This window comes from Haloarcula sp. JP-L23 (assembly GCF_011602445.1).
GTDB lineage: Archaea > Halobacteriota > Halobacteria > Halobacteriales > Haloarculaceae > Haloarcula > Haloarcula pellucida.
Genome location: NZ_CP050015.1, coordinates 442140 through 469090, shown reverse-complemented (window position 1 = coordinate 469090; position 26951 = coordinate 442140). Strand labels below are relative to the sequence as shown.

At 65.0% G+C, this 26951-nt stretch carries 22 protein-coding genes; 12 read left to right on the top strand and 10 right to left on the bottom strand.

Annotated features, from left to right (window positions below):
• Positions 1–5: 5 nt before the first annotated feature.
• Positions 6–1199 carry an MBL fold metallo-hydrolase gene (locus G9465_RS20890; RefSeq protein ID WP_166974074.1) on the bottom strand — a complete coding sequence of 398 codons (1194 nt, stop codon included), beginning with the start codon at positions 1197–1199 and terminating at the stop codon, positions 6–8.
• Between the two features lie 248 nt (positions 1200–1447).
• Here G9465_RS20890 and G9465_RS20885 point away from each other — a divergent pair, with 248 nt between their 5' ends.
• The 4 genes from G9465_RS20885 (at position 1448) to G9465_RS20870 (ending at position 3490) form a co-directional block, all read left to right on the top strand.
• Positions 1448–1693, top strand: a complete 246-nt coding sequence (locus tag G9465_RS20885) for a sulfurtransferase TusA family protein (protein WP_166974071.1) — start codon at positions 1448–1450, stop codon at positions 1691–1693.
• 10 nt (positions 1694–1703) lie between these two features.
• Positions 1704–2282 (top strand): DsrE/DsrF/DrsH-like family protein, encoded by a 579-nt coding sequence (locus G9465_RS20880; RefSeq protein ID WP_166974068.1) that lies wholly within the window; start codon positions 1704–1706, stop codon positions 2280–2282.
• A 68-nt stretch (positions 2283–2350) separates the two neighbouring features.
• On the top strand, positions 2351–2761 hold the full coding sequence (locus tag G9465_RS20875; RefSeq protein ID WP_166974065.1) for a DUF302 domain-containing protein: 411 nt from the start codon (positions 2351–2353) through the stop codon (positions 2759–2761).
• Between the two features lie 18 nt (positions 2762–2779).
• Positions 2780–3490: a DUF2270 domain-containing protein gene (locus G9465_RS20870; RefSeq protein ID WP_166974062.1), complete on the top strand. Its 711-nt coding sequence runs from the start codon at positions 2780–2782 to the stop codon at positions 3488–3490.
• A 120-nt stretch (positions 3491–3610) separates the two neighbouring features.
• Here G9465_RS20870 and G9465_RS20865 read toward each other — a convergent pair whose 3' ends face one another.
• From G9465_RS20865 to G9465_RS20855, 3 genes are all read right to left on the bottom strand, one after another.
• Positions 3611–3871, bottom strand: a complete 261-nt coding sequence (locus G9465_RS20865) for a DUF1641 domain-containing protein (RefSeq protein ID WP_394353988.1) — start codon at positions 3869–3871, stop codon at positions 3611–3613.
• A gap of 83 nt (positions 3872–3954) precedes the next feature.
• On the bottom strand, positions 3955–6441 hold the full coding sequence (locus tag G9465_RS20860; RefSeq protein ID WP_166974059.1) for an RND family transporter: 2487 nt from the start codon (positions 6439–6441) through the stop codon (positions 3955–3957).
• A gap of 3 nt (positions 6442–6444) precedes the next feature.
• Complete coding sequence (locus tag G9465_RS20855; RefSeq protein ID WP_166974056.1) at positions 6445–10602, bottom strand: COG1361 S-layer family protein; 4158 nt, start codon at positions 10600–10602, stop codon at positions 6445–6447.
• 536 nt (positions 10603–11138) lie between these two features.
• Here G9465_RS20855 and G9465_RS20850 point away from each other — a divergent pair.
• From G9465_RS20850 to G9465_RS20840, 3 genes are all read left to right on the top strand, one after another.
• The gene (locus G9465_RS20850) at positions 11139–12842 is read left to right on the top strand and encodes an alpha-glucosidase (protein WP_166974053.1); all 1704 of its coding nucleotides are present in this window, start codon (positions 11139–11141) and stop codon (positions 12840–12842) included.
• A 220-nt stretch (positions 12843–13062) separates the two neighbouring features.
• Entirely contained in the window at positions 13063–13356 is a 294-nt protein-coding gene (locus G9465_RS20845; RefSeq protein WP_166974050.1) for a GYD domain-containing protein, read from the top strand.
• Positions 13357–13524: 168 nt separating this feature from the next.
• The gene (locus G9465_RS20840) at positions 13525–13947 is read left to right on the top strand and encodes an ester cyclase (RefSeq protein ID WP_166974047.1); all 423 of its coding nucleotides are present in this window, start codon (positions 13525–13527) and stop codon (positions 13945–13947) included.
• A gap of 166 nt (positions 13948–14113) precedes the next feature.
• On the opposite strand, the gene G9465_RS26335 is transcribed toward G9465_RS20840, so the two are convergent.
• Entirely contained in the window at positions 14114–16894 is a 2781-nt protein-coding gene (locus G9465_RS26335) for a S8 family serine peptidase (protein ID WP_166974044.1), read from the bottom strand.
• Positions 16895–17197: 303 nt separating this feature from the next.
• On the bottom strand, positions 17198–17452 hold the full coding sequence (locus G9465_RS20830; protein ID WP_166974041.1) for a HalOD1 output domain-containing protein: 255 nt from the start codon (positions 17450–17452) through the stop codon (positions 17198–17200).
• Between the two features lie 533 nt (positions 17453–17985).
• Between G9465_RS20830 and G9465_RS20825 the strand changes: the two genes are divergently transcribed.
• The 4 genes from G9465_RS20825 to G9465_RS20810 all read left to right on the top strand — a co-directional run bounded on the left by G9465_RS20825 (position 17986) and on the right by G9465_RS20810 (position 21901).
• Positions 17986–19614 (top strand): alkaline phosphatase, encoded by a 1629-nt coding sequence (locus G9465_RS20825; protein WP_166974039.1) that lies wholly within the window; start codon positions 17986–17988, stop codon positions 19612–19614.
• A 446-nt stretch (positions 19615–20060) separates the two neighbouring features.
• Positions 20061–20210 (top strand): hypothetical protein, encoded by a 150-nt coding sequence (locus G9465_RS20820; protein WP_166974036.1) that lies wholly within the window; start codon positions 20061–20063, stop codon positions 20208–20210.
• A gap of 226 nt (positions 20211–20436) precedes the next feature.
• A complete protein-coding gene (locus G9465_RS20815) occupies positions 20437–21498 on the top strand; it encodes a zinc-dependent alcohol dehydrogenase family protein (RefSeq protein WP_166974034.1) in 1062 nt (353 codons plus the stop codon).
• Between the two features lie 106 nt (positions 21499–21604).
• Entirely contained in the window at positions 21605–21901 is a 297-nt protein-coding gene (locus G9465_RS20810; RefSeq protein WP_166974032.1) for a hypothetical protein, read from the top strand.
• Positions 21902–21968: 67 nt separating this feature from the next.
• Here G9465_RS20810 and G9465_RS20805 read toward each other — a convergent pair whose 3' ends face one another.
• Positions 21969–23069 carry an AI-2E family transporter gene (locus G9465_RS20805; protein ID WP_166974029.1) on the bottom strand — a complete coding sequence of 367 codons (1101 nt, stop codon included), beginning with the start codon at positions 23067–23069 and terminating at the stop codon, positions 21969–21971.
• Positions 23070–23240: 171 nt separating this feature from the next.
• Between G9465_RS20805 and G9465_RS20800 the strand changes: the two genes are divergently transcribed.
• Positions 23241–23663, top strand: a complete 423-nt coding sequence (locus tag G9465_RS20800) for a hypothetical protein (RefSeq protein ID WP_166974027.1) — start codon at positions 23241–23243, stop codon at positions 23661–23663.
• Between the two features lie 44 nt (positions 23664–23707).
• On the opposite strand, the gene G9465_RS20795 is transcribed toward G9465_RS20800, so the two are convergent.
• The 3 genes from G9465_RS20795 to G9465_RS20785 all read right to left on the bottom strand — a co-directional run bounded on the left by G9465_RS20795 (position 23708) and on the right by G9465_RS20785 (position 26852).
• Positions 23708–24904: a C39 family peptidase gene (locus tag G9465_RS20795; protein ID WP_166974024.1), complete on the bottom strand. Its 1197-nt coding sequence runs from the start codon at positions 24902–24904 to the stop codon at positions 23708–23710.
• 383 nt (positions 24905–25287) lie between these two features.
• Entirely contained in the window at positions 25288–25968 is a 681-nt protein-coding gene (locus G9465_RS20790) for a hypothetical protein (protein WP_166974022.1), read from the bottom strand.
• A gap of 167 nt (positions 25969–26135) precedes the next feature.
• Positions 26136–26852, bottom strand: coding sequence for a helix-turn-helix domain-containing protein (locus G9465_RS20785; RefSeq protein WP_166974020.1), 717 nt, complete (start codon positions 26850–26852; stop codon positions 26136–26138).
• Between the last annotated feature and the right edge of the window lie 99 nt (positions 26853–26951).

The following is a 26951-nucleotide window of genomic DNA, read 5'->3' as shown; positions in this document are numbered from 1 at the left end:
CGATGTCAGTCACCCGCGAGGGATTCCTGGCTCGCAGCGCAGTTGTTCGGCCCGAGCTCGAGGGTGAACGCCTCGTCGTCGTCGACAGCGTTCTGCCCGAGGTTCGTCGCGATGATGTCCTCGTAGTTGGCCGGCCGCGGCGGCATGTCCGAGAGGATCAGGTCGACGAACTCCTGTTCGTCCATCGTGAGCGCGTCCATCTCCGCGACGAGCCGGCCGATGGGGGCCGTGTAGGTGCCGTCGTCAGCGGGCTCGGCAGCGTCGCTGAAGTGGGCACCTCCGATCAGCGTCCCGTCGGGGAGCGGAAGAACGCGTTCCTGTAGTGACTCATAGAGCATCCGTGCCGCGTCGGGCGCACCGTCATCGCCCTCTTCGAGGTCGGGGCGGGCGACGCTCTCGATGAACAGCCCGTCGCCGGTCGCCAGCAGGCTGTCGTCGACGAGGTACGAGGTCATCCCGGTCGTGTGGCCGGGCGTGTAGACGGCCTCGATGGTGGCGTCGCCGACCTGGAACGTGTCGCCGTCTTCCGCGGATGCCAGTTCGTCGGCGTAGGTGACGCCGCGGTCGACCGCGGCCTCGGGGATGACACCCTCGACGCCCTCGTCGTCGAGGTCGCGCACGCCCGAGATGTGGTCGGCGTGGATGTGGGTGTCTAGCGCGTATATCAGGTCGACGCCGAGGTCCTCGGCGTCCTCGAGGTAGCGGTCGGTGAAGGCACGCAGCGGGTCGATGACCGCGGCTTCCCCGTCGTCGTAGACGAGGTAGCCGAGACAGCCCGAGGACGGTCGCTGATACTGGAGGAGCGTGCCGGCGCCGTCGTAGTCAGTTACTTCGACGGTCTCGTAGATGCTCGCCCAGCCGTTCATGCCGTCTTCGAGGTGGTTGACGTCGTAGCCGCGCTCCGCGAGCGTGCCCGCGACGTACTCGCTGGCACCGCCTTTCGCACACAGGACGGTCACTTCGCGGTCGTCGGGGATGCGATCGAGGATGTCCTCGTCGATGTCGTCTTCGAGGAACTCGAAGTACGGGACGTTGATCGAGGTGACGGTCTCGCCGTCGATGCGCCACTCCTCGTAGTCGGACTGCATGCGCGCGTCGAGGAGCACGATCTCCTCGCCCGCGTCGATGCGGTCTTTCAACCGTTCGGGAGCGATCGTTTCGACTTCGACAGCTGGTGTCGGGAAGTCTTCAGCGTTCATATCGTACACTCCCACCTACCGGACTGACGTACAAAAGGGTTTGCATAGAAAACCACAAGTTGCACAATATTCTATGCCCGAATAACACTGAGCAGGGGGATAGGGCATCAATCAAGGCCTAAAACACACTTTATGGGAGATAACGAGGAATCGAATGTTTGTAGTATAGACAAGAACCAACATTCTTTTAACCACTCGACCGGTATTGTGTGATAGCTCCAATACAGATAGACGGAGCGATCAAAACTATGAGTGCAGAATTCGATATCACGGAGACGCTCGACGTGAAAGGTGCATCGTGCCCGATGCCAGTAGTCAAGACCAAGTCCGCCGTTGACGACCTCGATGCGGGTGCGGTCCTGAAAGTGCTCGCGACGGACTCCGGTAGCATGAGTGACATCGACGGTTGGGCTGCTGGTACCAGCGGCGTCGAACTGCTCGATCAAGTCGAGGGTGACGGCGTCTACAAGCACTACGTCCGCGTGACGGAGTGATTCGACACCGATGAGTACCGACACACAGGACGCAGCCGTCGACGACGCGCCGTCACGCGCGGAGTTGGCTGCGCGCGTCGAGCAACTAGAGGAACAGCTAGCCGAGGCCCGGACCGAGAGCGAGGACGACACACAGAAGATGTCGATCATCGCGACGAAGGGGACGCTGGATATGGCGTACCCCCCACTCATCCTCGCGAGTACGGCCGCAGCCTTCGGCTACGAGGTGACCGTCTTCCACACGTTCTGGGGACTGGACATTCTCCACGAAGAGCGGTCGAAGAACCTCAAACTGAGTTCGGTCGGCAACCCCAACATGCCCATCCCGAATGCACTGGCCGCTCTTCCCGGGATGGATCAGATGACGACGAAGATGATGGAGAAGCGAATCGACGACAACGACACGGCGACCATCGAGGAACTCATCGATACGTCCCTCGACATGGGAGTCGAGTTCCAGGCCTGTCAGATGACCATCGAACTGATGGACTACGACGAGGACGACTTCTACGACGGCGTCACTACCGGCGTCGGTGCGGCGACCGCGATACAGGACATGGCTGAAGCCGATATTCAACTCCTCGTCTGACCCGGTGACGACGAGAGCGCCCACGAACTGAACACAACCCATAAGACCTTCCAAGAGAATTGTACAGTATGTCCTATACCATAGACAAGGCCGTGGCCGGCGAGTTCGACGATGTCGTCGACCAGACGACTGCGGCCCTCGAAGACGAAGGATTCGGCGTCTTGTGCGATATCGACGTGCGAGCGACGTTCGCGGAGAAACTCGATCTGGACGACCAGTTCCGGCGCTATCGCATTCTCGGTGCCTGCAACCCCTCGCTGGCGCACGAGGGACTCGAGACGGAACTGCGTCTCGGCGCGCTCTTGCCGTGTAACGTCATCGTCTACGAGGAGGACGACGGAACGGTCGGCGTCAGCGCCGTCGACCCGCACGTACTCCTCGGTGCCGTCGAGGGGGCGGACCTCGACGCGGTTGCGGACGAGGTTCGTGCACGCTTCGAGCGGGTTCTAGATGCCCTTCCGGCGGCCGATGACGAATAGCGCTACAGGGAACAAAGGATGACTGCATCTTCGACTGACGAGACAGACGGTGAGCAAGCGGCGGCGTCACCACACGTCGGTTCCGGGATGCTCGACGAGGATATGGGGCCGAGTTCTGCGATGGCCCACCTCTATCGTGGCGAAATCCATCGGATGAAACTCTGGCGTGAACGCCTCGACCGCACCACCAACTGGGCGGTCATCGTCATCGCGGCGCTCATCACGTGGGCGTTCTCCAGTCCCGACAACCCCCACTACATCATCCTCGTGGGTATCGCGACGCTCACGGTCTTCCTCGTCATCGAGTCACGCCGCTACCGTGGGTACGATATCTGGCGGACGCGGGTTCGAACGATTCAGGAAAACGTCTGGGCGTATGGTCTCGATCCCGCGAGCGGCGTCGAAGACGAAGACTGGCGTGGGTCTCTGGGCGAAGACTACCGGACACCAACCCTGAAGATAACGGCGGAAGAGGCCATAGCGCACCGACTGCGGCGTGTGTACCTCCCGCTGTTCGCCGTCCTGCTGGTCGCCTGGCTGATTCGGATTACGGCCTTCTCGACCGAGTCGTGGATCACATCTGCGGCTATCGGGATGATCCCGGGCAGCGCTATCATCGGTGTCGTCGCGGTGTTCTATGGCACCGCACTCGTCGTGGCGTGTCGCCCCCGCACGTGGCACGCGAAGGGGGAACTCCGGGCAGAGGAGCTACGGAAGAAACGGAAGTAGTCGACGCCGACGACGACGTCTATCGCTTCTTCGAGGGTCTGAACGAGGCTATCGGAGATTTCTCTCCGGAGTAGTAACCGAAGTCGGTAGCACCGACCGCGAAACCGGTGAGACCGGTTGTCATTCGGTCTGAGCCCGGCCGATCGACCGCGCTATCGCAAGCAGATAGCCGAGGCCGCGCTGGACGTCCGGATCACGTGACGCTTTGAGCAGTCCGACGGGACCGACCCGCTCGGGCGTCTCCCGTTCGGCCGCACTGACGCTTTCCAACATGGTCTCGATACCGTTTCGTGCGTCGTCCTCCCCAGCGGTCTGGGCGACGTCGCCGAGGGCGGACCCAGTCCCGGCCAGCGACCCTCTCGTCGCTGAGGGCGCTCTCACCGAGAGCGAGTCCGTCCAGTCGTTCGTTGACTGCGTCGAGTCGATCGGCGAGGTCGTTTGCGAGGACAGTGCCTCCGGTGCCGTCACCCGACGAACCGCGCCCAGACGACGATGACGCTCGGCGTAACGACCATCGCGGTGAGGTACGAGTAGAGAATCGACAAGGCCGTGAGAACGCCGAACTGGCCGAGTATCGGCGTGATTGCCAGCACGAGGACGCCGATACCGCTCACGGTCGTTATCATGCTTCCGGTGAGCGCACCGCCAGTGCCGGTGACGGTGGCCGTCAGCGCCGGGAAGACGGCAGCCATCGGCGTCTCGGTCCCGGTTTCACCGTCTGCACGGTCGAGACGGAGTTCGTATTCGTCGGCGAACCGGTGGACGAAGTGCGCGGAGTAGTCGATGCCGAGGCCGAGCGAGATAGAGAGTATCGTCGCGGTGAGTGCGTTGAACGGGAGGTCGAAGTACCGCATCGACCCGGCGAGCAGGGCAATGGTCACGAGGATAGGGACGAGGTTGACAAGCCCGAGCGAGACCCGGTCGACGAGAACATGATAGATAAAGAGGAGAAAGAGCGCGGTCAGGACCAACGCGATGAGTAGGCTCTGGACCGCCGAGGCGAGTATCGCGTCCGCCACGTCCTGAAAGACGACGGCTGCGCCGGTAGCGGTGGCCTCGAATCGGTAGCGGTCCGCGACGGTACGCGCGTCGCGGGTGATCGCCCCCTGTTCGGCGTCTCCTTTCGTCGTGTAGACGACTCGGGTACTGCGAAGGTCCTCGGTGATGAACTGGAGCGCGCGGTCGCGGGCCGACGACGAGAGGAGGGCGTCGTATATCGCTTCGAGGTTGTCGTCGGGGATGCCGTCGTCGTCCACGTCGCTCCGGTCGACGAGGCGAGCGAACGAGGACGAGTCGTTCGTGTGGGACCGGACGACCCCGATGATACTCTGCGAGTCCGCCTCGCGGTCCGACGCGACGAACGACTCGGGTGGGTGCTGGCTCGCTCGCTGGATGGACTCTAGCGCGTCGTCCTGTCGCATCGGCCCCTGTACGTAGACGACGACGGTGTCGCCCTGTGCGGCCTCGAAGTTCGCTTCGAGGAAGTTCGTCCGCTCCGTGACAGTGTACTCGCCCGGTCGGAAGGGTTCGGGCAACTCTTCGAGGTAGTCGGGGTTGTCCTCGGGCGGGAGGAAGTCGTCCTGTGAGAACGCCGTGTCGACGCCGGTGCCGTAGTACCCCGCCCCCACGGATCCGAGGAGGACGAGGACGACGAACGCGGTCGGTGCCCGTCGGGCGATGGCGACGCCGACCGGCAGGACGCGACCGAGGGGCGTCCCCTCGCTGCCGAGCGGCCGCTGGAACGGCATCGGGATCCCCAGTGAGTCGAACAGTTCGTCGACGGTGACCTTCGCCGCCGGGAGGAAGATGCCGAAGATGAGGAACGTAAAGACGATACCGAAGGCGGCGACGATGCCGAACTCCCGAATCGGGCCGAGGTCACTGACCGTGTTGGCGCTGAAGCCGATGACCGTCGTCCCGGTGACGATGAAAAACGCGACGAGCAACTGTCTGTTTGCCAGCGCCATCGACTGTCGGATGTCGGCCCCCGTCGCTCGCTCCTCGCGGTACCGATTGATCGCGTGGAGGCCGAAGTCGATACCGACCGCGAGCAACAGCGGCGGCACTGCGATGAGCAGTTGCGTGAACGGGATGCCGACCAGTCCGAGAAAGCCCATCGTCCAGACGACGGTCATGACCAGCGAGAGCAGTCCCAACACGAGGTCGACCGGATTCCGGTACGCGTACACGAGGAAGACGAAGATGAGCGTCACCGCCGCGGGCACGACGATGAACAGCGAGTCGAAGATGATGGCCGAGAACTCCCGGGCGACGAGTCCCGACCCGAACACGACGATGTCGCCGCCCATGGCCGCGACGACGCGCTGTGCCCTGAGCTGAATCGAGGTGAGCGGGCTGTCGGCCCCCATCCCGGCCGTCTCGTCGACGCCGCCGGGGATGCGATGCTGGACGACGGCGATGGTCGCCGACGCTGAGGCCGATTCGGGGTTGAAGTCTTCGCTCAGTTGCGTTCGAAACCCCGGCTGGTCGGCGGCGGCCCGGACCGCGCGGTCGATTTCACCCGGCGAGGCGGACTCTATCGCCCGAATCTGGGCGTCGAGCGTCGTCGCCGACGGGTCGAGCGTGCGGGCGACCGTACTCGCGGCACTGCTCGTCGATTCGACCCGCAGTTCCTCGCGGGAGTCGAGGCGTTCGAGGACCCGGAGCATCCGCAGCAGTTCGGGTTTCGAGAGGACGTTTCGCCCCCGGTGAATCAACTGCGTACTGCCTCCCTCGGAGTCGAACGTCGGCCCGAAATCCTCGTTCACCCGGTCGAGCGCGGTCTGGGCGGGGCTTTCCTGCGTGAACTGCTCGGTCCCAGCCTCGGTCGAGATGGTCGCTAGTCCGGGGGCAAACAGCGCCGTGACGAGGAGGAAGGCCACGACGACGCCGGTGGGTCGCCTGACGATCAAGTCGTTGACCCGGCCGAGGATGCGGTCCTGTAGCGCCACGGGTCACCCCGCGGGCGTGTCGGACTCGTCGTCGGCCGAATCGTTCACCGCTTCGTCGTCGGGCCCCGCCACACGTCTGCGGCGACGGTAGCGGACCACCGCGGCGGCAATCACGAGCAAGAGCGCGAGGAGGGCGAGCAACAGGAGCCACGGAATCCCGTCACCGGCCGGTTCCTGCACCGTGACGGGGACGCGGTACGTGTCCGAGAGTTTCGTCTCTTCGTCCGGTTCCTGATACTGGAAGTCGATGGACAGCGGGTAGTCTTTCGGGGTCGCGCCCCCGGCCGCACTCATCGCGAACGCGAGTCTGACGGTCTCGTTCGGGTCGATTCGCCCGACGAACGCCTGATCGTCGTCGGTGCTCAGCGGGTCGTTGACGAACACTTTGGCGTCCACGTCGGTGAGCGGAACGTCGACGTTGTTCGTGACCACGAGCGTGATGACGTCGCTCTCCCCGACGTCGACCGACGTGTTCGCCGCGCGAACCACGAACACCGGTCGTCGACCGTCGACGGCGACGAATCCGGGGAGCGAATCGCTCTGTCGCGTCTCGTCTTCGGCGTTCGTATACTCCACGACGAAGGAGACGCGTCGGTCGCCGGGTTCGGTCTCGTCCAGCACCTCGACGGGGAACGAGATGGTGGCTGTCTCGCCCGCCCGGAACCGGCCGATAGCGGACTCGTTTTCCTGTAGCTTCAGGTTCTCGCTCCCGACCGAGAGCGTAACGAACGCGTCGCTGACGGCCAGCGGTCCGCGGTTGCGTATGCTGGCCCGGACGGTTCCCTCAGCGCCCACTCTGAGGGGCCCGGACACGTTCACGACCGTGAACGACTGCTCCGGCGTGGTCGTCACCCCGAGGAGCCTCGTCTCCGCGGGTTGACTGTCCCCGGTTCTGTCCTCGTAGTCGACGCGGAGGCGAAGCGGAAATCGCTGGCTGCCCGCGTCCTCGGGCGCGGCGACGCGGAAGGAGATGGTCCGTCGCTCGCCGGGTCGCAACTCGTCGACGAACCGCGACGCGTTCGCCGCGTCCCCGACGTCCAGTTCGCCGCTCTGTGAGCGCAACGAGACGAGCACCTGCCGCACCCGCGTGGTACCCGCGTTTTCGAGCGTCAGCGTGACGTTGCCGTCGTCACCGGCCTGTACGGACTCCCGCAACGCGACGACTCGGAACGTATCCCGCTCTCTATCGACCGAGAGGCGCGACGAGAGGCGCTTGCTCTCGCGGCGGTCCCCGTCGGCGTTGGTGTAGCGAACGACGAACTGGACCTGTCTCGGGATGGCCTCGGCGTCCGACGGGATACGGACCGGGAGGCGGAACTCGGCTGTCTCGTCGGCCGACAGGTTGCCGATGGCGTACTCGGTCTCCTGTGGCACCAGCGACTCCGTCGTCGACGTGATTTCGACGACCACGTCCTCGACGTCGCGGGGGCCGTCGTTGACGACCCGTCCCGTGAGGTCTCGCTCGGCACCGACCTCGAGGTCGCCGGTGACGTCTCGGACAGCGAACGCCTGTTCGGGCGCCGGTGTGAGCGCCAGAGCGATGGGGTCCGACCGCTGTCGGTCGCCGTCTTCGTCCTCGTAGGCGACGCGCACGTCGAACGGGTAATCCTGCGGGGCCGCGTCGGTGGGTGCGGAGACCTGAAACCGGACTGTCCGTCGCTCGCCGGCGTCCCACCGGCCGACGGCGCGACTCCCGTTCTGCCCGCCCGCTGCGCCCACTGTCAGGTCCCCGCTGACCGACTCTAACTGAACCACAGCGTTCGTGATGTCCTCTGTGCCGACGTTGCGCATCCTGAGCGCGACCGTCCCGTCCTCGCCGACCTGCACGTCGGTGTCGACGTCGAGAATCTGGAACTGCCCCTCCTCGGCGACGACGTCGTACCGTGCCGGGAGGCGCTTACTCTCGACGACGTCGCCGTCCTGATTGCGGTACTCGACCACGAACTCGAACTGCTTGCGGCCCGGCCGCGCGCTGTCGAGGACCCGAACCGGGAACTGGAAGAACGCCCGGTCGCCGCTGTCGAAGTTCCCGAGGACGTACTCCGATTCGAGCGCGACGATGTCCTCGTTCGGCGTGATGACCCGGAGAACAGCCGAGTTAGCGTCCTGCGGGCCGTCGTTTTCCACGACGCCCTTGATGCTCCCGTCGCGCCCGACGCGGAGGTTCGCCGCTCGCGCGTCGACGTCGAACCGCTGTTCGGCCTCCGGTGTGACCCCGAACTGTACGTCGTCGGCGACCTCCGTATCGCCGTCTTCGTCGGTGTATCTCGTCGTGACCAGCACTGGATACTCGTCCGTCGCGGCGTCCGCGCCGAACCGCGCCGTCAGGTCGAAGGTCCGCTCCTCGCCGCCGTCCCACTCGGCGACGAACCGCGACGTGTTCGACGCGTTCCCGAATCTGAACGCGCGGTCCGTAGCGGTGAACGTCACCCGGGCGTCCGTCAGGTCCTCCTCGCCGTCGTTGACCAGCGTCACCGCCACCGTCCCTCTGTCACCGACCTGTGCGTTCGAGTCGACGTCGACGACTTCGATGACGTCGACTTCCTCGCGAATCGAGGCCGTCGCGAACAGCGGGTCGCTCGTCCGTCGCTCGCCCTCCGCGTTCGTATAGCGCACGGCGAACTCGAACTGCCGCTCGGTCGGTTCGACGGTGTCCGCGATGCGGAACGGGAACTCGAAGTCGGCCGATTCGCCGTCCTCGAAGTCGCCCAGCGGGACCTGCGTCTTCAGCGGGGTCACGCCGTCCTCGGGCGACCGGACGACCAACACTGCGTCCTCGATGTCTCTCGGCCCGTCGTTCTCGACGGTCCCCTCGAGCGTTCCGTCGTCTCCGACCCTGAGGTCACCCTCGACGTCGTCGACCTCGAACGACTGTTCGTCGTCGGGTTCGACGCCGAACTGCACGTCGTCGGCGACTCGCTCGTCGCCGTCTTCGTCGGTGTATCTCGTCGTGACCGACACGGGGTACTCGTCGGTCACCGTGTCGTTCGCGAACCGCGCCGTCAGGTCGAAGGTCCGCTCCTCGCCGCCGTCCCACTCGGCGACGAACCGCGACGTGTTGCGCGCGGTCCCGAAGCGGAACCCGGGGTCCAGCGACGAGAACGTCACTCTGGCGTCGGTCAACTCGTCGTCGCCCTCGTTTTCTAGCGTCACCTCGACCGTCCCCCTCGCTCCGACCTGTGCGTTCGAGTCGACGTCCTCGACGGCGACGACGTCCTGCCGTTCCCGTATCTTGACTCGGGCGAACAGCGGCCCGCTATCCCGACGGTTGCCGTCCGCCGTCGTGTACAGTACCGCGAACTCGAACTGCCGCTTGGTCGGCTTGGCCGTCCTCGCGACCCGGAACGGTAGCTCGACGGTCTCTGACTCGTCCTCGTCGAACTCGCCGAGCGCGACTTCAGACTTCAACGGCGTGACGCCCTCGGCCGTCTCGCGGACGACGAGTACGGCGTTCTCGACGTCGCGAGGACCGTCGTTCTCGACGGTGACCTCGATGTCGCCGTCGTCGCCGGCCCGCAGTGACCCGTCCACGTCGTCTATCGAGAACCGCTGTGCCCTGTCGGGCCTGATGCCGAAGGACAGCGGGGCCGACCGTGTGGCGTTCCCGCTCGGGTCGGTGTACCGGACGGTCACCGTGAGCGGATACTTCTGGGACCGGGCGGCCTCTGTCGCGGTGACGCCGAACTCGACTCGCTTCTTCTCGCCGTCCTCCCAGTCGCCGACGAACCGGCTTCCGTTGGGGCCGGTACCGACCCGAATCTCCGGGTTCGACGACTGCAAGACGACCGTCGCGTCCGTGAGGTCACCGGGACCCTCGTTTTCCAGTTTCACCGACACGGTTCCGTTCTCGCCGACCTGCAGGTCCCTGTCGACGTCGACCAGACGGAACCTCGCTGTCTCGGCCGTCTCGTCGGTGTCGCGGCCGTTGCCGCCGTCGTGGTCGTCGTCCCCGCCGTCGTGGTCGTGGTCGTCGTCCCCGCCGTCGTCTCCGTCGTCGTACCCGTCGTCACCGCCGTCCATTCCGGCCGACACCGATGCGCCGGTAGTCGAGGCGGTCGCCAGTGCCGCTGGCGCCGACACCAGCGAAACGACGAGCGCCAAGACGAGGACGCGCCTCATCGTCCCGAGAACGGACCGCCGAACGCTCTCTGCAGCGCACACGGTCTTTGCCGACGTCGAGATGTGCGTGCCATCGACTGGGATGACCAATCGCGACAGCGCACTTTGTATTACGTCCTTTATTTGACCAGACAACCCGTAAGCCGCGCCGTCGAACCGTGAGCGACCCGGTAAGACGGAATTACCGGATTCGACAGCGGCGCGAGAGAGCCTCGGTTCCCGACCGAACCGACCCCTGGTTTCGACCGACAATCGGTCCGCCGACCAGCAGTTACTCACGAGGGAAACTTTAATTAGCGCCGACGGCACCGAGCTACCGGTCCGAGTGTGCCGTTGGCACGGCGTCTCACGTGGTCGAGAAACCCTGTATTACTCCGAACTACCGGGCGGTCGTTTCGTGACCGCGTAGCGGACAAATTTTAGCCGTGGGTGCTGTCAGCGAGTAGAGACCCCGAGGCGACCACAAGCCGACGATACTCTCTACCGGAAAGGCTGATCGACCGCGGAGTCGGTCACGGTATGCGTTCCGAGGGTCGATGTGAGAAAACACTACGGTGGCAGTCGCCGTCCCTTCGGGTATGACTCGGCGAAGCGTGACGGCCACGACCGACCGCGACCGGCAGTGGTGGAAGGAGGCGGTCGTCTATCAGGTGTATCCGCGGAGCTTCTACGACAGCGACGGCGACGGTGTCGGTGACCTGCCCGGAGTCACTGCAAAAGTCGATTACCTCGACGACCTCGGTGTCGACGTCGTCTGGTTGTGTCCGGTGTACGAGTCGCCGAACGCCGACAACGGCTACGACATCAGCGACTACCGAGCCATCATGGACGAGTTCGGAACGATGGCCGACTGGGAGACACTGCTCGACGCCCTCCACGAGCGAGAGATGCACCTGCTCATGGACCTCGTGGTCAACCACACCTCCGACGAACACGAGTGGTTCCAGCGGTCCCGACGGCGCGAAGACGGCTACGAGGACTACTACTACTGGCGTGACGGCTCGCCGGGCGAGCCGCCGAACAACTGGGGGTCGTTCATGGGCGGGTCGGCGTGGACCTACGACGAGGTTCGAGAGCAGTGGTACCTCCACCTCTTCGACGAGAAGCAACCGGACCTGAACTGGCGCAACGCCGACGTTCGGGACGAAATCGCGTCGCTCGTCGAGTGGTGGCTAGAGAAGGGCATCGACGGCTTCCGCATCGACGCCAGCAACTACATCTCGAAGCCAGACGGCCTCCCGAACGGCGCGTCTGGGCGGTCGCCGACCGGCGTCGAGCAGTTCAGCCACGGCCCACGCGTACACGAGTATATACGCGAACTCTACGAGCGAACGTTCTCGAACTACGACGTGATGACCGTTGCCGAGATGAACGATACGAGCGTCGAACTGGCCCGAGAGTACCTCGGCGAGAGCGGCGACGGGCTAGACATGATCGTCCACTTCGAACACATGGACGTCGACGCCGGCCCCGGCGGTCGGTGGGACCCGGAGGGCTGGGGCGAGTGGAGCCTCCCAGAGTTCAAGGAGATCATGTCCCGCTGGCAACGGGACCTCGGTGACGGCTGGAACGCGCAGTATCTGGGCAACCACGACCAGCCTCGAATCGTCTCGCGGTTCGGCGACGACGGCGAGTACCGTACCGAGAGCGCGAAACTCCTCGCGACGTTCCTACTGACCTCGCGTGGCACCCCGTTCGTCTATCAGGGCGAGGAAATCGGGATGACGAACGCCGAGTTCGACAGTCTGGCCGACCTCGACGACCCACAGACGGTCGGCGCTATCGAGGACCTCCTCGCTGCCGGCACCGTCGACTCCTACGCGGAGGTCCGACAGTTCGTAAACTACGTGAGTCGCGACCACGCGCGGACGCCGATGCAGTGGGACGACACCGAGAACGCCGGCTTCACCGACGGAGTCCCGTGGTTCGCCGTCAACGACGATTACACCGAGGTCAACGTCGCGGACGCAATCGCCGACGAGGACTCTATTTGGCACTACTACCGCCGCCTCATCGACCGCAGACACGACGCCGACGTACTCGTGTACGGCGACTACGACCTGTTGTGTCCCGACGACGAGCAACTGTACGCCTACACCCGGACGCTCGACGACGAGGCGGTCCTCGTGGTGCTCAATTGGTCGGCAGACCCGGCGGCGTTCGAACCCGAGGATATCGACGTCTCGGAGTCCAGCGTGCTGATTTCGAACTACGACGACGCGTCGGCCCGCGGCGTTCGACGCGAGTACCGCCCGTACGAGGCTGTCGTGGTCGAACTCTGAGCGGGTTCGTCCCCACTCGGACACGACCGCTCGTGTCCTCGCCGGGCGCGAACGGAGCCGCGACTGTGATCGGTCGCAGGTGATACTGGGGTACGCCGCTCTTAGCGTCCGAGCGACGCACTATGTACCGACTGTTAACGTGGCTGGAGGCGAATGTCTAACGGCGTTCTGCGTGGTGTAGTCGGTGTCGTCGGCGGCGTCGGAAGGACGCGAGGACCCTATGCCAACCTACATCACACTCTGGGACTACACCCAGCACGGCATCGAGAACATCGACGATAGCCCGGACCGCCTCGACAGCGCCATCGAACTCATCGACTCCGTGGGGGGCGAACTGCAGGCGTTCTACCTCACGATGGGAGCACACGACCTCGTCACCGTCGCGGAGTTCCCGGACGACGACGCCGCGGCCAAGGCGCTCCTCCGCATCGGGCAGTCCGGCGCGGTCAGTTCGGAGACGATGAAAGCCTGGCCGGAAGACGACTACCGCGACCTCGTCGCGAACCTGCCTTGAGCCGTCGACGCTCGGTCCCCGTTTTTCGCGTCTATCGAACCCTACTCCGCCCCAGACTCGGATACCCTGTAAATACCTAACATGGTGGCTGCCGACGTCCCGGACGAACGTTCTGTACTGTCGAGGGACGTGGGACGCGGATGGGTGAACGTTCACGGGGGAAAGACAATGCCAGAAGTAACAGCAGAGGTCGAGAACCTAATACGAGATTACGAGCGACTGTGGAACGAGGGCAACTACGCGGAGATACCGACGCTCGTCGCCGACTCGTTCGTGCTCCACGACCCGGGTTATCCGGATACCGTCCGTGGTCGAGACGCCTTCGAGACGTACCTCCGAGAGCTACGCGAGGGGTTTCCGGACTTCCACGTGGAGATAGAGGACACGGCTGTGAGTGACCAGACGGTCATGGCGAAGTGGACGATGACCGGCACCCACGAGGGCGAGTTCGCCGAGATACCACCGACCGGGAACAGCGTCGAACTCGAAGGCATGGATACGGTCGAGATAGCCGACGGAACGGTACAGGAACACCGGGTATACTACGACAGTCGAGCGCTGTTCGAGCAGGTTGGTCTCACCGACGAGTGAGACCACAGCCGTCTCGGGTGTCGAGGGTTCTGGGGATGTGGCTTTCGACGAGTTTACCGCCAGTCAGGAGCGGATCGCGTTCTACCCGCTGTCTCCGCTGTTTCAGAGGACCAGACGGGGACCCACGGTCAGCAGTGGACGACACAGGCGCCGTCCCCGTGCCGTCTCAGTGAGACTGCCGGCGCGCTGCGAGCAGTACGGCAGCGAGCAGCGCGAACAGGGTGAGCGGTATCGTAAGGCCCGGTCCACTGCCGTCGGTCAGGGGCGGGATGGTAGTCGACCGGTCGACCGTTCGGGTCGACGCCGTCGGCGTCGTCGGTTCCGAACGCGTCGGCGGCCGCGTCGCTGTCGCGCTGACTGTCGACGACGTGGGCTGCGACGACGCCCGGTCTGTCGTGGTCGCGGTAGCGGTCCGTGTCGGTCTCGTCGTCGGCGCCTGCGTGGGGACCGACGTCGAGGCGGCCGTCTGTTCAGGCGACGGTTCCGGGGCTGGCGCCTGCCGGGGTTCGGGCGCTGGAGCGGGGACCGGCGTTGGCGTCGCGGTCTGTGTGTCGGTGGGTGTCTGCATCGCCGTCGCAGCGGGCGTGTCGGTGGGCGTCGCGGTTGGCGTCGCGGTCTGTGTGTCGGTGGGTGTCTGCATCGCCGTCGCAGCGGGCGTGTCGGTGGGCGTCGCGGTCTGCGTCGCAGTAGGCGTATCGGTGGGCGTCTGCGTCGCAGTAGGCGTATCGGTGGGCGTCGCGGTCTGCGTGGGTGTCGGCGTCTGCGTCGCCGTCGCAGCGGGCGTGTCGGTGGGCGTCGCCGACGGTGACGGAGTGGACGACTCCGTCGGTGCTTCGGTAGCCGTCGCTGTCGGTGGTTCAGAGAACTGGGCGGTGATACGGCGCGTCGCCACTGACCCACCGCCTCGAAGCGTGACGTCGAGTTCGAGACGGCCTTCGTACGCGCCGTCGATTCGCGTCTGGAGTAGGACGTAGTTCGTCTGCGGGGCCCGCAGTTCGTACCGCTCCCCGAACCGGAGCCCCGAGTGGACGTACAACTCCCCGACCGGGTCGCCGTCGTACGCTATCTCGACGGTGACGTTCTCGGACGGAACCGTGTTGTTCGCGCCCGCGTCGACGCGAACCGACTCCAGTTTCGACACCACCAGCCGGGTCGTTCCGACGTCGTCGGCGGTGAAGTCCGTCGGGTACGTGTCGTTCCAGCGCTCCACGAGGCCCGCCCGGTCGAGCCGTATCGTCCGGTTCACGTAGCGTCCCGGCGGCACGTCGACGGCGACGGTCTTCGGTCGGTAGCCCGGCGCGTCGACGGTCACCGTCTGTCGCCCCGCACCGGTCGAGAGCGCGTACGAGCCCCCGTGAGAGGAGTAGTACGAGCAGTCGCTGACCGAGACGGACGCGGGGGCGATGCGGGTGCCGTCGGCCGTGACTATCTGCCCGCGGATTCCCTGTCCGTCCACGACTCGCTCGGTCGCGGCGCGGGCGTCGACGATTCCGCCGCCGTAGCGAACCGGGGCCGTGGACGCCGCGTCCGCCGGCGGCGTCGCCGAGCAGCGAAGCGCCGTCTTGAGGACGCCCGGGTGGACCTCCCGGCCTGCGGCGCTTTCCATCAGTGCGAGCGTTCCTGCCGCCAGCGGTGCGGCACCGCTCGTTCCGCCGAACGACCCGACGGAACGGGTTCCCCGTGGCACCACGAGGTCCTGGCCCGGAGCGACGACGTCCGGCTTCGAGTACGCGAGTGGCCAACTTCGGGGGTACCGGACCGTCCGCGTCCGGTCACGGTTGTACGGCCCTTCGAAGAGCGCGCGTCGGTTGGACGACGAGAACGCCAGCACGTTGCCGTCGGCGTCGGTGGCTCCGACGCCGACCGTCTCGTAGACGGTGGCCGGCGAACGGACGTAGCCGGGCCCGTCGTTGCCCGCAGCCGCGACGACGACCGTCCCCAGCCGTTCCGCACGCCAGATAGCCCGAACGAGCGGTGCGTAGCGAGCCGTCGAACTGTCGACGACGCTGCTGATACTGACGACGTCGGCGTCGTTCTCTAGCGCCCACTGGATGCCCGCGACGACCGATTCGCGCTCGTCGACGAGGCCGTGGAGTAACTCCGTTTCCGGGGCGACGCCCATCCGCTCGTACCCGCTTACGTTCCCGGCCGCGACGAGTCCGCTGGTCGCCTGTCCGTGTGCCGCTTCGAGATGTGGTCTGGAGTCGTCGACGCGCCGTCCATCCGCGTCGAACTCGGCCCAGCCCCCGGGATACGTCGGGTCGCTCGCGTCAGTCGTGTACAGGTCCAGCGTGGGGTGAGCGGGGTCGACGCCGCTGTCGAGGACTGCGACGCGGGTCCCGTTTCCCCGCGTGTCGTACGCCGACCAGACGCGCGTGGCGTTCGTCGCTGTGACTTGCCAGGCGGTGCCTGCCGTGGCGTCGGTCGGTGACGCCTGCGAGTCCGCTCTCTCGCGGGCCGCCGTCGTCACCGACTGCGGTGCTGGACGGTCGGCGGTCGACGACCCCGGTGCTGTGGTGGCATCGGCTGACGCCCCACGGTCCGGGTCTGGTCGCCGACGGTAGATTCCAACGACGCCCGTCACCGCGGCGAGACGCGGGAGGTCGACGCGTGCGAGGTCGGCCCGAAGGAGGACACTGTTGACGACCCAGAACCGGTTCTCGACTGTCAGCCCCTCGTGGGCGCGGGCGTACGCGACGACCGGTCGCTGTGTGCGCTCTCTCGTGCGTTTCAGTCTCGCGATGGCGGCGTCGCCAGTCCCCGTCGGCGCGGCGCCATCGTCTGCGACGCGGACCCGAACGTCGACGACGCCAGTCGCGGTCCGAAGCGACGGGTCGATAGCTGCGTGACGCACAGCGGACGTGCCCTGTACCGGCACGTTCGTCGTCGCCGCGCCACCGGCCGTCTCACCTACGGTGTCCGAGACGGGGGCCGAGGTTCCAGACATCACTGGCGCGACCATCGCGAGACAGACTACGAGCACTCCGACGGCCCGAACCGCGCTCACGAGCGGGTCACCTGCCGTCTTCGCGGGCGTCGTCGGCCGACCTGCGGCGGCGACGCGACCATGCGCATGGGCCGGTAGCCGGCTACAATAGTACGGGCTCTGATACCACCGCTAAATCATCCGTTATCTGTTCAGGCGACGCCTACCCGGTAGAGCAGTCAGCAACAGCACGCCACAGCGGCGGCACTGACCACGACTGGCACGCTCGTGTCCAAGACGGCCTCCGGCGGCGGCACGTCGTTCTCAAAACCGCGCCGAGTCGTCGGTCCAGCGACGTTCGACGGTTCCGTCGACGACGATGTCGCCGTCGCTCGTGAGCGTCACCTCGTGGTCGGGTACCTCGAACGAGAGTCGCCAAGCCCCTTCGGAATGTTTCGTCAGCGTCGTAATCGCATCACAGGCGACGTAGTTTTCGAGCGTCAGTTCGAGTTCGGTCGGTTCGACGCCTCTCGCCGTCGCGATAGCCGTCAGCACGTCTTCGACCGGCGTAGGTGACACACTCTGATTGACACTTCCCCATCGGCAAAAATCCACTGCAAGGGCGGAGCGTAGTGTTTCGGTTAGCGGTGTCAGCGGGTCAGAACGCCCCGGTGCTCTTCGCTGCCGCGACTCGCTGTTCGCTTTGCGTGGGCTGTCGTCGAGGGTCGCCGAGCACGGTCTCTCACATCCAGCCCGTTCGAGCGGTCGGCTTCGTGTGGGGCGTTCTGGCTGTCTGAATCGCACTGCTCCGTGACTGTCTCGTCACTACACACCGCTGGGCGGAGACGTCCCGTCCGGTCCGTGCTGGATGCAGACCAGAACGTGACGAGCGGTGCAGTATCCCCCGCCTAGTCGAACACGGCCCTCACCGCTGCCACCGAGGAGCGGTGGCCGACGTTTCGACTATCTTATACTATCGGGGATGCCACATCTTCCCTGAATAATCCGGTGTACTCGATGCTGAAGGCCTACATAGACCAGTCAACCGAGAGTTATTCCTATAATGAAATATTAGAAACGACTACCTCTGGCGACTATCGACGCCCACGTGGATGGACACCCACAATCCACCCACGCCCGACCCGGACGCACACAGTCGCCGCCGCTTCCTCCAGCGGACCGGTGGTGCAACAGCCCTCGCAGTCGTCGGTGGTTCGGGGACCGCCACGGCCGTCGACGACGACGGTCGATTCACGAGCGACCCGTTCTCTCTCGGCATCGCCTCCGGTGACCCGCTACCGGAGTCCGTGATTCTCTGGACTCGCCTCGCGCCGTCGCCTCTCGAACGTGGTGGCGGGATGCCGGAGAAGAAGGTCCCCGTCACGTGGACCGTCGCAGAAGCAGCAGATATGCGCCCGGTCGTGCAGACGGGGACAGTCTTTGCCCGGCCCGAGAACGCCCACGCCGTCCACGTCGACGTTCGCGATCTCGACCCGGACACCGAGTACTACTACCAGTTCAGCGCCGGTGGCCACCGTAGCACCGTCGGGCGGACGAAGACCGCCCCTGCTCCCGGGGCCATGCCCGACGAGTTCAGGTTCGCGTTCGCGTCCTGTCAGGCGTGGTACGACGGGTTCTACACGCCGTATTCGCACATGGTCGAGGACGAACTCGACCTCGTCGTCCACCTCGGTGACTACATCTACGAGTACGGCATCGGCCCGGACGGCGGCGTCCGGAACACGTCTGTCCCGCAGGCGTACCGGGCCGAGCCGACGACACTCGATCGCTACCGACTGCAGTACGGTCTGTACAAGTCCGACCCCGACCTGCGGGCCGCACACGCCTCCGCACCGTGGCTCGTCACCCGCGACGACCACGAAGTCGACAACAACTGGGCGGGCGACACGCCACAGGACCCCGACGAACAGACCGTCAGAGACCTCCTCGAACGCCGTGCCGCGGCGTTCAAAGCCTACTACGAGCACATGCCGTTCCGGATGGCCCAGAAACCGGACGGTCCAGACCAGAAGCTCTATCGAAACTACGCCTTCGGCGATCTCGTCGAGTTCGACGTCCTCGACACACGCCTCTATCGAAGTGATCAGGCCTGTGGCGACGCGTTCAACGTCGACGAGTGTCAGGCCCGGTTCAGCGAGGACCGCACCATCCTCGGCGACCGACAGGAGGCGTGGTTGGTCGAGACCCTCGAAGCGTCGACGGCGACGTGGGACGTCCTCGCGAATCAGGTCCCTTTCGCGGAGATGGACTTCCTCGAAGGTGCGGAAGACGGCTACCGGATGGACCAGTGGGACGGCTACGTCGCGGACCAGCGGACGGTCAAGCACGCCTTCGAGGACCACGTCAGGAACCCCGTGGTCGTGACGGGCGATTTCCACTCGAACTGGGCGAACGAGATTACGAGCGCACGGCGGGACGGCGAAACCATCGGGACCGAGTTCGTCGGGACGTCCATCTCCTCGGGCGGCGACGGGGCCGAGTACACCGACTTCGACAGCGACGAGGCGGGCGCGTTCGGTCGATACGTCGTCGAAGAGAACGAGAACGTCGCGTACAACAACGGTCGGCGCGGCTACACTCGCTGTACGCTGACGCCGGACCGCTGGATCACCGAATTCCGGGTCGTCGACTACGTGACCGACAGGGGCGCACCGATTCGGACGGACGCGACGTTCGTCGTCGAGGACGGGACCCCCGGCCTCGGCGAACGGTGTAACTGACCCCTGCGAGCGACCGCGGACCCGTCGTCGGCATCGCCCTCGTCGTCGTGGGCGTGTACCGACTCACTGCCGTCTCCAATATGTCCGCTCACTCGTCGGTACCGTTCGTCTCCCGAACACCGGTCGCAGGTCGAAAAGTGCGGCTTACGCTGACAGTTCGTGGCCACACGGCGACGAACGCCGCTCGGACCGGGTGGGACCGACGCTCAGTCGGCGCTGTGCGGAGGCAGGAATCCGCAGTCCGGACAGCCGGTGTGTTTCGTGGTCTGATAGCTCAGCTTACTGCTGCAGCGGATACAGTCGTAGCGTACGTGTTTCATCAGCATACAATCAATCTCGATTACATATAGTCGTTGCGTGAGCGGCGTTCACATCCGCTCCGACAGCGACCGTCGGAACGTATTAGCGTGCGAATATCTATCACGACCGGGCGCGTAGCATCGAACATGTCCGTGAGGTGTGCTAACTGTGATGAAGACCTGCCGACACAGCGGTACCACGTCCACCTCGCGACTGGCGAGGTCATGGAGATGGAACTCTGTGAGGGCTGTCGGCACAAGTTCGTCACGGCCGATTGGGTCGCGGCCGTCGTCTAACACCGCTCAGTCCAGTCACAGCCGAGTCGGCGGGAGAGACGTGGCGGAGACCGTCTCCGTCGCGCTCTCGATACGGTCGACACGACGCCGGTACGTTCCCCGTCAAGTACTGATACAGAACGGACGTCGAGGACGATAGCGACGCCGTCCCGAACGTCGGGGCACTCGGTCAGCGTGCCAGCCCACCCACACGATTATGCCGAATGTCAACGATTGGTGTGGTACTATGCGCGCAGCAGTGTTTACTGGGCACGGACGACCGCTGGCGGTCAGGGATATAGACGCACCCGAACCGGACCCCGAGGGAGTCGTCGTCGAGACAGAGGTGTGTGGCATCTGCCGGAGCGACTGGCACGCGTGGCAGGGCGACCCGCTCTGGGAGTCGAGGGGGTTAGAAGACGGCCACGTGCTGGGACACGAACCCGCGGGTGTGGTCGTCGACGTCGGCGAAGACGTCGAACAAGTACGCGAGGGCGACCACGTCACCGTCCCGTTCAACCTCGGCGACGGGACGTGCCCCTCGTGTCGTAACGGCCACTCGAACCTCTGTGACAACCGCCTTCCGCTGGGTCTGGCCCCCGAGTCGCCGGGCGCGTTCGGTGAACAGTTCCACGTCCCCTGGGCCGACTTCAACGCCGTCAGCCTCCCGGACGGTGTCGCCCCCATTGACATGGCCGGTCTTGGTTGTCGGTTCATGACCGCCTTTCACGCGCTCGTCCACCGAGCGGACGTCACCGCCGGCGACTGGGTCGCCGTCCACGGGTGTGGCGGGGTCGGTCTGTCTGCTGTCCACATCGCCGATGCGGTGGGCGCAAACGTCGTCGCCGTCGATCTGTTCGACGAGAAACTGGACATCGCCGCCGGACTGGGCGCCGTCGAAACGGTGAACGCGAACGCGGTCGAAGACGTGCCCGAGGAAGTGGCGGCGATTACGGACGGCGGCGCCCATATCTCCGTCGACGCACTCGGCATCGCCGAGACGTGTCGGAACTCGGTCCGGTGCCTTCGGAAACGCGGCCAGCACCTCCAGATCGGGCTCACGTCGAGCGAGGAGGGCGGCGAAGTCTCGCTTCCCACCGACCTGATGGTCGCCAACGAACTCCAGTTCGTCGGGACCATCGGGATGCCGCGCCCCCGCTACGACGAGATCTTCCGGATGCTGGCACACGGGAAAATCGACCCGGCGGCGATGGTCTCCGAGACGGTGTCGCTCGACCAGACCGGCGAGAAACTCGCGTCGATGACGGACTTCGAAACCGTCGGCATCCCCGTCATCGACGAGTTCTGACGACCGGGTCTGCCGGCACTGCTCACCGGTAGCGTTCCGTTCGGGCGTGCCTTGGGCGACCAAATCCATAATCTTTTTTGATTAAGGATTCGATTGGTCAGTACCGATGCGTTACTCCGAAACTCTCCAACTGTTCGAACAAGCGTTTGATTTCCCCACCGACCGGACGACCGTAGTCGGTCAGTTAGGTGACGTGGAGTTGTCGACGCCCGCGGGCGACGTGGCCACTGTCAGAGACATCCTGAATCGCACCGACGAAGACACCTACCACTCGCCGGACGAACTCTATACGTCGCTCGTCGGGAACCTCGAAGACGGGTTCATCGGCCGGAAGTACTACGACGACAGAGCGGGTGTCGAGTCCGGCGTCACGGACGCTCGCAGCGAAGACGTCTCGCTCTGATCCAGTAGCCGATACGACGGGTCCCGGCGCTACGTGACGGCTCCCCCGAGTTATGCCGGGCCGCCGGTCACCGGAAGTCGTCGAGTCGCAACTGGTCGGGGTGGAGTCCGTCGGGGTCGTCCGCACCGAGGAGTCGGGGGAGCGCCGTGTTGGCGAAGGTCAGTCCGACGACGAGCAGTATCGGCGCGAAAAAGAGCCCGTAGAACCCGAGGACGACGGGGCCAAGCGTGTACGCCAGCATCAAGAGGCCGACGTGGGTGTTCTCGCCGCTCAGCAACGGCCGCAACAGCAGGTCGGGGATGGTGTCGACGACGATCACCGCGACACCGAGAAAGGTCAGCACGTACACCAGCAGCGAGGAGTCGCTTCCGAGGACCACCGGAAGGGCGGTGATGGCCGTAAGCGGCAGATAGACGATTTTCATCCCGACGACGGGAATGAGGCTCGCGATACCGGTCAGGGCACCGGCCAGCGCCGGGTAGGGGACTTCGGCGACCGCCGGGACCAGCGCATTGTACCCCGAGAAGGCGGCGATAGCGATGAGCGAAATCGCGAGGACGTTCAGGAGGTTCCCGAACAGGACCGCTTCGAGTTCCTCGTCGACGGCTTCGAGGTACTCGCGGATGATCGCACCGTCGTCGAACCGCAAGAGCCACTCCCGGATGCGTCGGCCGTCGAGCAGGAGGTAGTAGGTGACGATGACGGTGACAAAGAGGTTGAGAAAGAAGTTCGAGACGACCGATGTCAACAGCGTCGCGTGGTCGCCGAGGAACTCGACCAGCGGCGACAACTGACCGGACTGATAGGCCTCGTAGAGACCCTGTACAGTGAGGTCGGGTATCGACTCGAACTGTCCGAGCCAGTCGACGTGCGTCGCGGCCACGCTGACGAGTTCGTACTGCTCGACGAACTGCCGGGCTTCGAGGACGAGGAGGACCACGGCATAACTCACGAGCAGGAGCAAGGGGAGGGCGAGTGACGCCATGACGACGACGGCGCGGACTCTCGCCGGCAGTCTGAGTCGGCGGAGTGACTTATGAAAGCGGCGCGTCGAGTAGTAGAGGAAGACAGAGACCGTAAGCGGTGCGATGAACTGGTACGCGAGGAGGCCGACGACGACGGTGACGAGGAGGCCAAACAGGGCGACAACGAGACGTTTCTCGTCCATACGAACTACCATCAGGGAACGACACATAAATCTGCGGACAGGTATCCGAGTAGTTGCCACTGGGTTCTCTCGGCCGGGGCTGAGGGCGAGACGTGCCGGCTCGACGTCGACAGAACAGGGGCGTTCGGGGGACAATCTTTTCACCGACTGGATCGATTGTTCGAACGGATTATGCCACTGAACCGTCGGTCCCTGCTCGGGTCCCTCGCCGCGGCGACGCTCACAGTCGCGTCGGGATGCGCCGCCCTCGACGCCAACGGAACCACCGGAACCAACGAGCCGAACGCTTCGAGTCGCGGAGCGGCAGACATCTACCTCCACAACCTCCGGGACGGTGCCGCCACCATCTCGGTTCGCGTCGCGGCGGCGGACGCCGACGGTGACGAGGCACGGATAGAGACGACGGTCGACCTCGCATCCGCCGAAACGAAGCGATTCAACAACGAGGTCGTGTTCGACGCCGACTACGACGTCTCGGTCTCCGTAGACGGCGGGCCGTCCGAAACGGCGACGTGGACCGCCGATAGCGACGGCGGCCTCCACGTCCTGTACAACGCCGCCGAGAACATCGTCTTCGCCGACGAGTTCGCCTGACCGCTGCGACGGCCTCTACTGAACGTCCGCTAGGGCCGCTCTGGCTAGGTCGTGACCTTCGTGATGCAGACGTCGCCCCAAGCGCCGTGGGTGACGAGGTCCGGGCTGCCGTCGTAGCCGTTGTGGACCTTGTAGTACATATCACTGCAGAACCAGCCACAGGATTCTTCCCGGTAGCCGATACCACAGACGGAGTGGCCCTCGCCCTTGTCGGTGTAGGGACCGTTCTCCATGTTGAGCATGAAGGGGTTGTTGTTCGAAATCTGCGTCTTGACGTTCCCCTTGAACCCGGAGTGGATGTTCTCCGCGCTGTAGGAGTGTGACCCGCTGGAGTAGTTCTCTATCCCGCTCGGGATGTTACTCCAGTACGTGCAGTACGAACAGAGGCTCCCGTCACCCGTGTCCATCTCGATGTGCAGTCGGTCGATGAGCGATTCGCGAGCGTCGTCGTCGCTGTCGTCTAGGTTCTCGTGGAAGCCGAGAACCATCGAGGCTGCTATCGGAACGCAACCGTCCCAGGAGTCCCAACTGTCGTCACCGCTGCCGATGCTCGTCGAGTTCGCGTTCCCGGCGTCGTGTTCCGTCCAGTTCGGCACGCCGTACACCTCGTCGTCGGTATCGCCGGACCAGTCTTCTTGACTGGTCTGTTCCTTTGCGCCACTGTCGTTTCGCTTCCCCGTGGGCAGTAGTGTCTCGAGGTCGGCGACTGGCTTCGATTGCTTTGGCTTCCCGCTTCGGAGGTCTACGGCACCCACGTCCGTCGACTCGACCAGGTACTCGACGCCGCCGCGGTAGAGGAACCGACCGGTGATGGATTTCGGGCTCGCGGGCGTCTTGCGTTTCGCGTCCGCGAGTCGCCGCTGTGGGGCCCGGTTCGCACCGAACGTCAGGATCGGTTGCTCCGTCTGTCGGGCACTGACGTTGATGTACCCCACGTCCTCGCCACGGTTCTCGATGGGGAACACCCACGACCGGGGAACGTGCGTCGTCGACCCGCCGTCCTGAACGTCCGTGTAGAACAGCGTCGGGGCTTTGACCCCGCTTGCACGCCACTCGCCGAACTCCTCGGTGTCGCCGTAGTGGTCCGCCGCAGCACGGGCGGTCTTGCGAGCAGTCGCCTTCTTGACTGGTGCCTTCCCCTGTGCTGCCGCCGACCCGACGGCAGTGAGTGCCGCTCCCGTGAGTCCGACGCCACCGATACCCCGCAGAACGTCTCGCCGACTTGTATGGTTTTCTTCCATACGTGCCAACAAATAATGGTGCGGTGTTTAATATTTTTGGTGCAGACGATATATTTTATTTATTTTAGCGCTGTTCTATCGTGTCTTCGTGGCGGTTCGACCTGCCGGCCGTTGCCGACTCGTTCGTCTCGGGGACGCCGTCGACGGCAGTGTGAGACGCGGGTCGGACCCGGTCCGGTTCTGAGAGCGACGGCGTGCGAACGCCGCTGGTGGGTATCGGCTACAGACTAGCAGCGCCTGCCTCCCGTGGCCGAAATTGACGGTGAATCACCTATCGGATACGCCCGAAAACGAGGGGCTCGTCGTCTGCGTCTCCAACGGTCGGGACCCTCTCGTCTGTACGCCCGAGGAAGCCACGGACTCCGAATCGTGACCCCGGCCGTCTACGACGACTCGGTCACCCAGTGGCTGACCGCGAGCAGCGTAAACACCATCGCGACGACGACGCCGACGTTCGCCCCCGACAACAGGGAGTCTGACAGCGGTCCGCTCGACACCGCTGCAATCGTCAGGAAACACCCGCCGGAGGCGAAGAGATATCGCAGATGCCAGTCGGTGGCTGTCTCGGCCTGCGAACGGGCCGTCCCGCTCGTCCTGTCCGACTGTCCGGCGTCGTCGGCCACATCGGGGCCCGATCCGTCGTCGCCCAGCCGCACCGACTCGCAGCCGAGATACTCGTCGAAGCGGTCGGCATGGTCGGTCGTCTGTACGTGGCCACGGTCCTGGTCGTACTCGACGACACCGACCTCGTCCATCTTCGGGAGGTGTGACTGATAGAGCGCGATATACACCCGCTGGCGCTGCTGGGAGCGAAGGCCGTCGACGGTCGTGTCGTGTTCCAGCGCGGCGATGTGTTCTGCGACGTCGCTCATCCGTGCGTACCCGTCGTCGCCGTACTCGCGGATGTACGCGAGCACTCGCCGACGGCGCTGGGACTGGAGGATGTGGAAGACGTCGTCTCTGGTCAGGTCGTCGGTGTGGGTATCGATGTCGGGTTCCGGGCGCTGACCCGCGCCGTCGGTGCCGGTGTCTGCTGACCCGGTGGTCGAGTGGCTTTCGGTCATGTCCGTCTCCCTCTGTCTGTCGCCGGGTGATCGTCACACGGTCGGTGGGAGTCGTTCGGGCCGCGAGCCTGCTCGGTCGTCGCGTACGGTGGTAGTCGGGTCGGTTTCATCGCACGTCGGTGGAGTTACGCCGATAAAAAAGACGTTCTGACGGCACCCTCTAGCCGTCAGCGTTCCGCCGTCGCGCGCAGGTCTGTGGCTCCTGTCGCCAACGTATTGACGACCGTCCGGCCGTCCTCCTCGCGGACGACGAACCCATCGTCCGAAAGCCGCCGGAGGTGATACGACAGCGTCGCCTCCGTTAGTCCGAGGTGGTCGGCGAGCTCTCGACCGGTCGCCGTTCCCTGTCGGTCCAGCGCGACGAGGATGGCACGTCGAGTCCCGTCCTCTAGCTGTACGGGTGACAGCGCGCCGTCGAACTCGGCCGGCGAGAGGTGGGTTCGGCCACGCTCGGTCGTCCGTTCGACCAGTCGGGCGTCGACCAGCACGCGGACGTGGTACCTGACAGTCGAGACCGGCGTCGCGGTCCGACGAGCGAGTTCGGTGAGGTACACACCGGGGTCGTCGGTGATGACGTCGTACAGTCGCTCTCGGGTGTCGTGACCCAGCGGGTCGACGTTACCGAACCGGGAGTTCTCGACCCGAGTGGCGTCGTAAGCGCTTGTCACGACCGCTTTCGGGGTCACGACGTCCGTGTACGCAGTTCGGGTATCCGACACTGAACCGGCGTGGTCGACGTTCTCAGTCGGTAGGGTGGTCGCCTGCCCCGGCCCGTCACTCGACGCTGGCGTCGGACCGCTCTGGGCGGTTGCAGCGACTGGGGTGACGGCAAGGACACTGACGACCACGAGGGTAACGACCATCGCTCGCGGGAGTGGACGCATATCTTGTGCCTCCAGTAGGTGCCACCCTGCACTGCGCCGCCTTTGGCACCCACCGATACATTTCGAGGCGGGTCTATAACATCATCGTCGAGTTGGCTA

What these genes read in the sequence shown, in the direction of transcription:
- G9465_RS20890 (WP_166974074.1), bottom strand. Translation starts at nt 1,199, where the DNA reads ATGAACGCTGAAGACTTCCCGACACCAGCTGTCGAAGTCGAAACGATC.
- G9465_RS20885 (WP_166974071.1), top strand. Translation starts at nt 1,448, where the DNA reads ATGAGTGCAGAATTCGATATCACGGAGACGCTCGACGTGAAAGGTGCA.
- G9465_RS20880 (WP_166974068.1), top strand. Translation starts at nt 1,704, where the DNA reads ATGAGTACCGACACACAGGACGCAGCCGTCGACGACGCGCCGTCACGC.
- G9465_RS20875 (WP_166974065.1), top strand. Translation starts at nt 2,351, where the DNA reads ATGTCCTATACCATAGACAAGGCCGTGGCCGGCGAGTTCGACGATGTC.
- G9465_RS20870 (WP_166974062.1), top strand. Translation starts at nt 2,780, where the DNA reads ATGACTGCATCTTCGACTGACGAGACAGACGGTGAGCAAGCGGCGGCG.
- G9465_RS20850 (WP_166974053.1), top strand. Translation starts at nt 11,139, where the DNA reads ATGACTCGGCGAAGCGTGACGGCCACGACCGACCGCGACCGGCAGTGG.
- G9465_RS20845 (WP_166974050.1), top strand. Translation starts at nt 13,063, where the DNA reads ATGCCAACCTACATCACACTCTGGGACTACACCCAGCACGGCATCGAG.
- G9465_RS20840 (WP_166974047.1), top strand. Translation starts at nt 13,525, where the DNA reads ATGCCAGAAGTAACAGCAGAGGTCGAGAACCTAATACGAGATTACGAG.
- G9465_RS26335 (WP_166974044.1), bottom strand. Translation starts at nt 16,894, where the DNA reads ATGTCTGGAACCTCGGCCCCCGTCTCGGACACCGTAGGTGAGACGGCC.
- G9465_RS20825 (WP_166974039.1), top strand. Translation starts at nt 17,986, where the DNA reads ATGGACACCCACAATCCACCCACGCCCGACCCGGACGCACACAGTCGC.
- G9465_RS20820 (WP_166974036.1), top strand. Translation starts at nt 20,061, where the DNA reads ATGTCCGTGAGGTGTGCTAACTGTGATGAAGACCTGCCGACACAGCGG.
- G9465_RS20815 (WP_166974034.1), top strand. Translation starts at nt 20,437, where the DNA reads ATGCGCGCAGCAGTGTTTACTGGGCACGGACGACCGCTGGCGGTCAGG.
- G9465_RS20810 (WP_166974032.1), top strand. Translation starts at nt 21,605, where the DNA reads ATGCGTTACTCCGAAACTCTCCAACTGTTCGAACAAGCGTTTGATTTC.
- G9465_RS20805 (WP_166974029.1), bottom strand. Translation starts at nt 23,069, where the DNA reads ATGGACGAGAAACGTCTCGTTGTCGCCCTGTTTGGCCTCCTCGTCACC.
- G9465_RS20800 (WP_166974027.1), top strand. Translation starts at nt 23,241, where the DNA reads ATGCCACTGAACCGTCGGTCCCTGCTCGGGTCCCTCGCCGCGGCGACG.
- G9465_RS20795 (WP_166974024.1), bottom strand. Translation starts at nt 24,904, where the DNA reads ATGGAAGAAAACCATACAAGTCGGCGAGACGTTCTGCGGGGTATCGGT.
- G9465_RS20790 (WP_166974022.1), bottom strand. Translation starts at nt 25,968, where the DNA reads ATGACCGAAAGCCACTCGACCACCGGGTCAGCAGACACCGGCACCGAC.
- G9465_RS20785 (WP_166974020.1), bottom strand. Translation starts at nt 26,852, where the DNA reads ATGCGTCCACTCCCGCGAGCGATGGTCGTTACCCTCGTGGTCGTCAGT.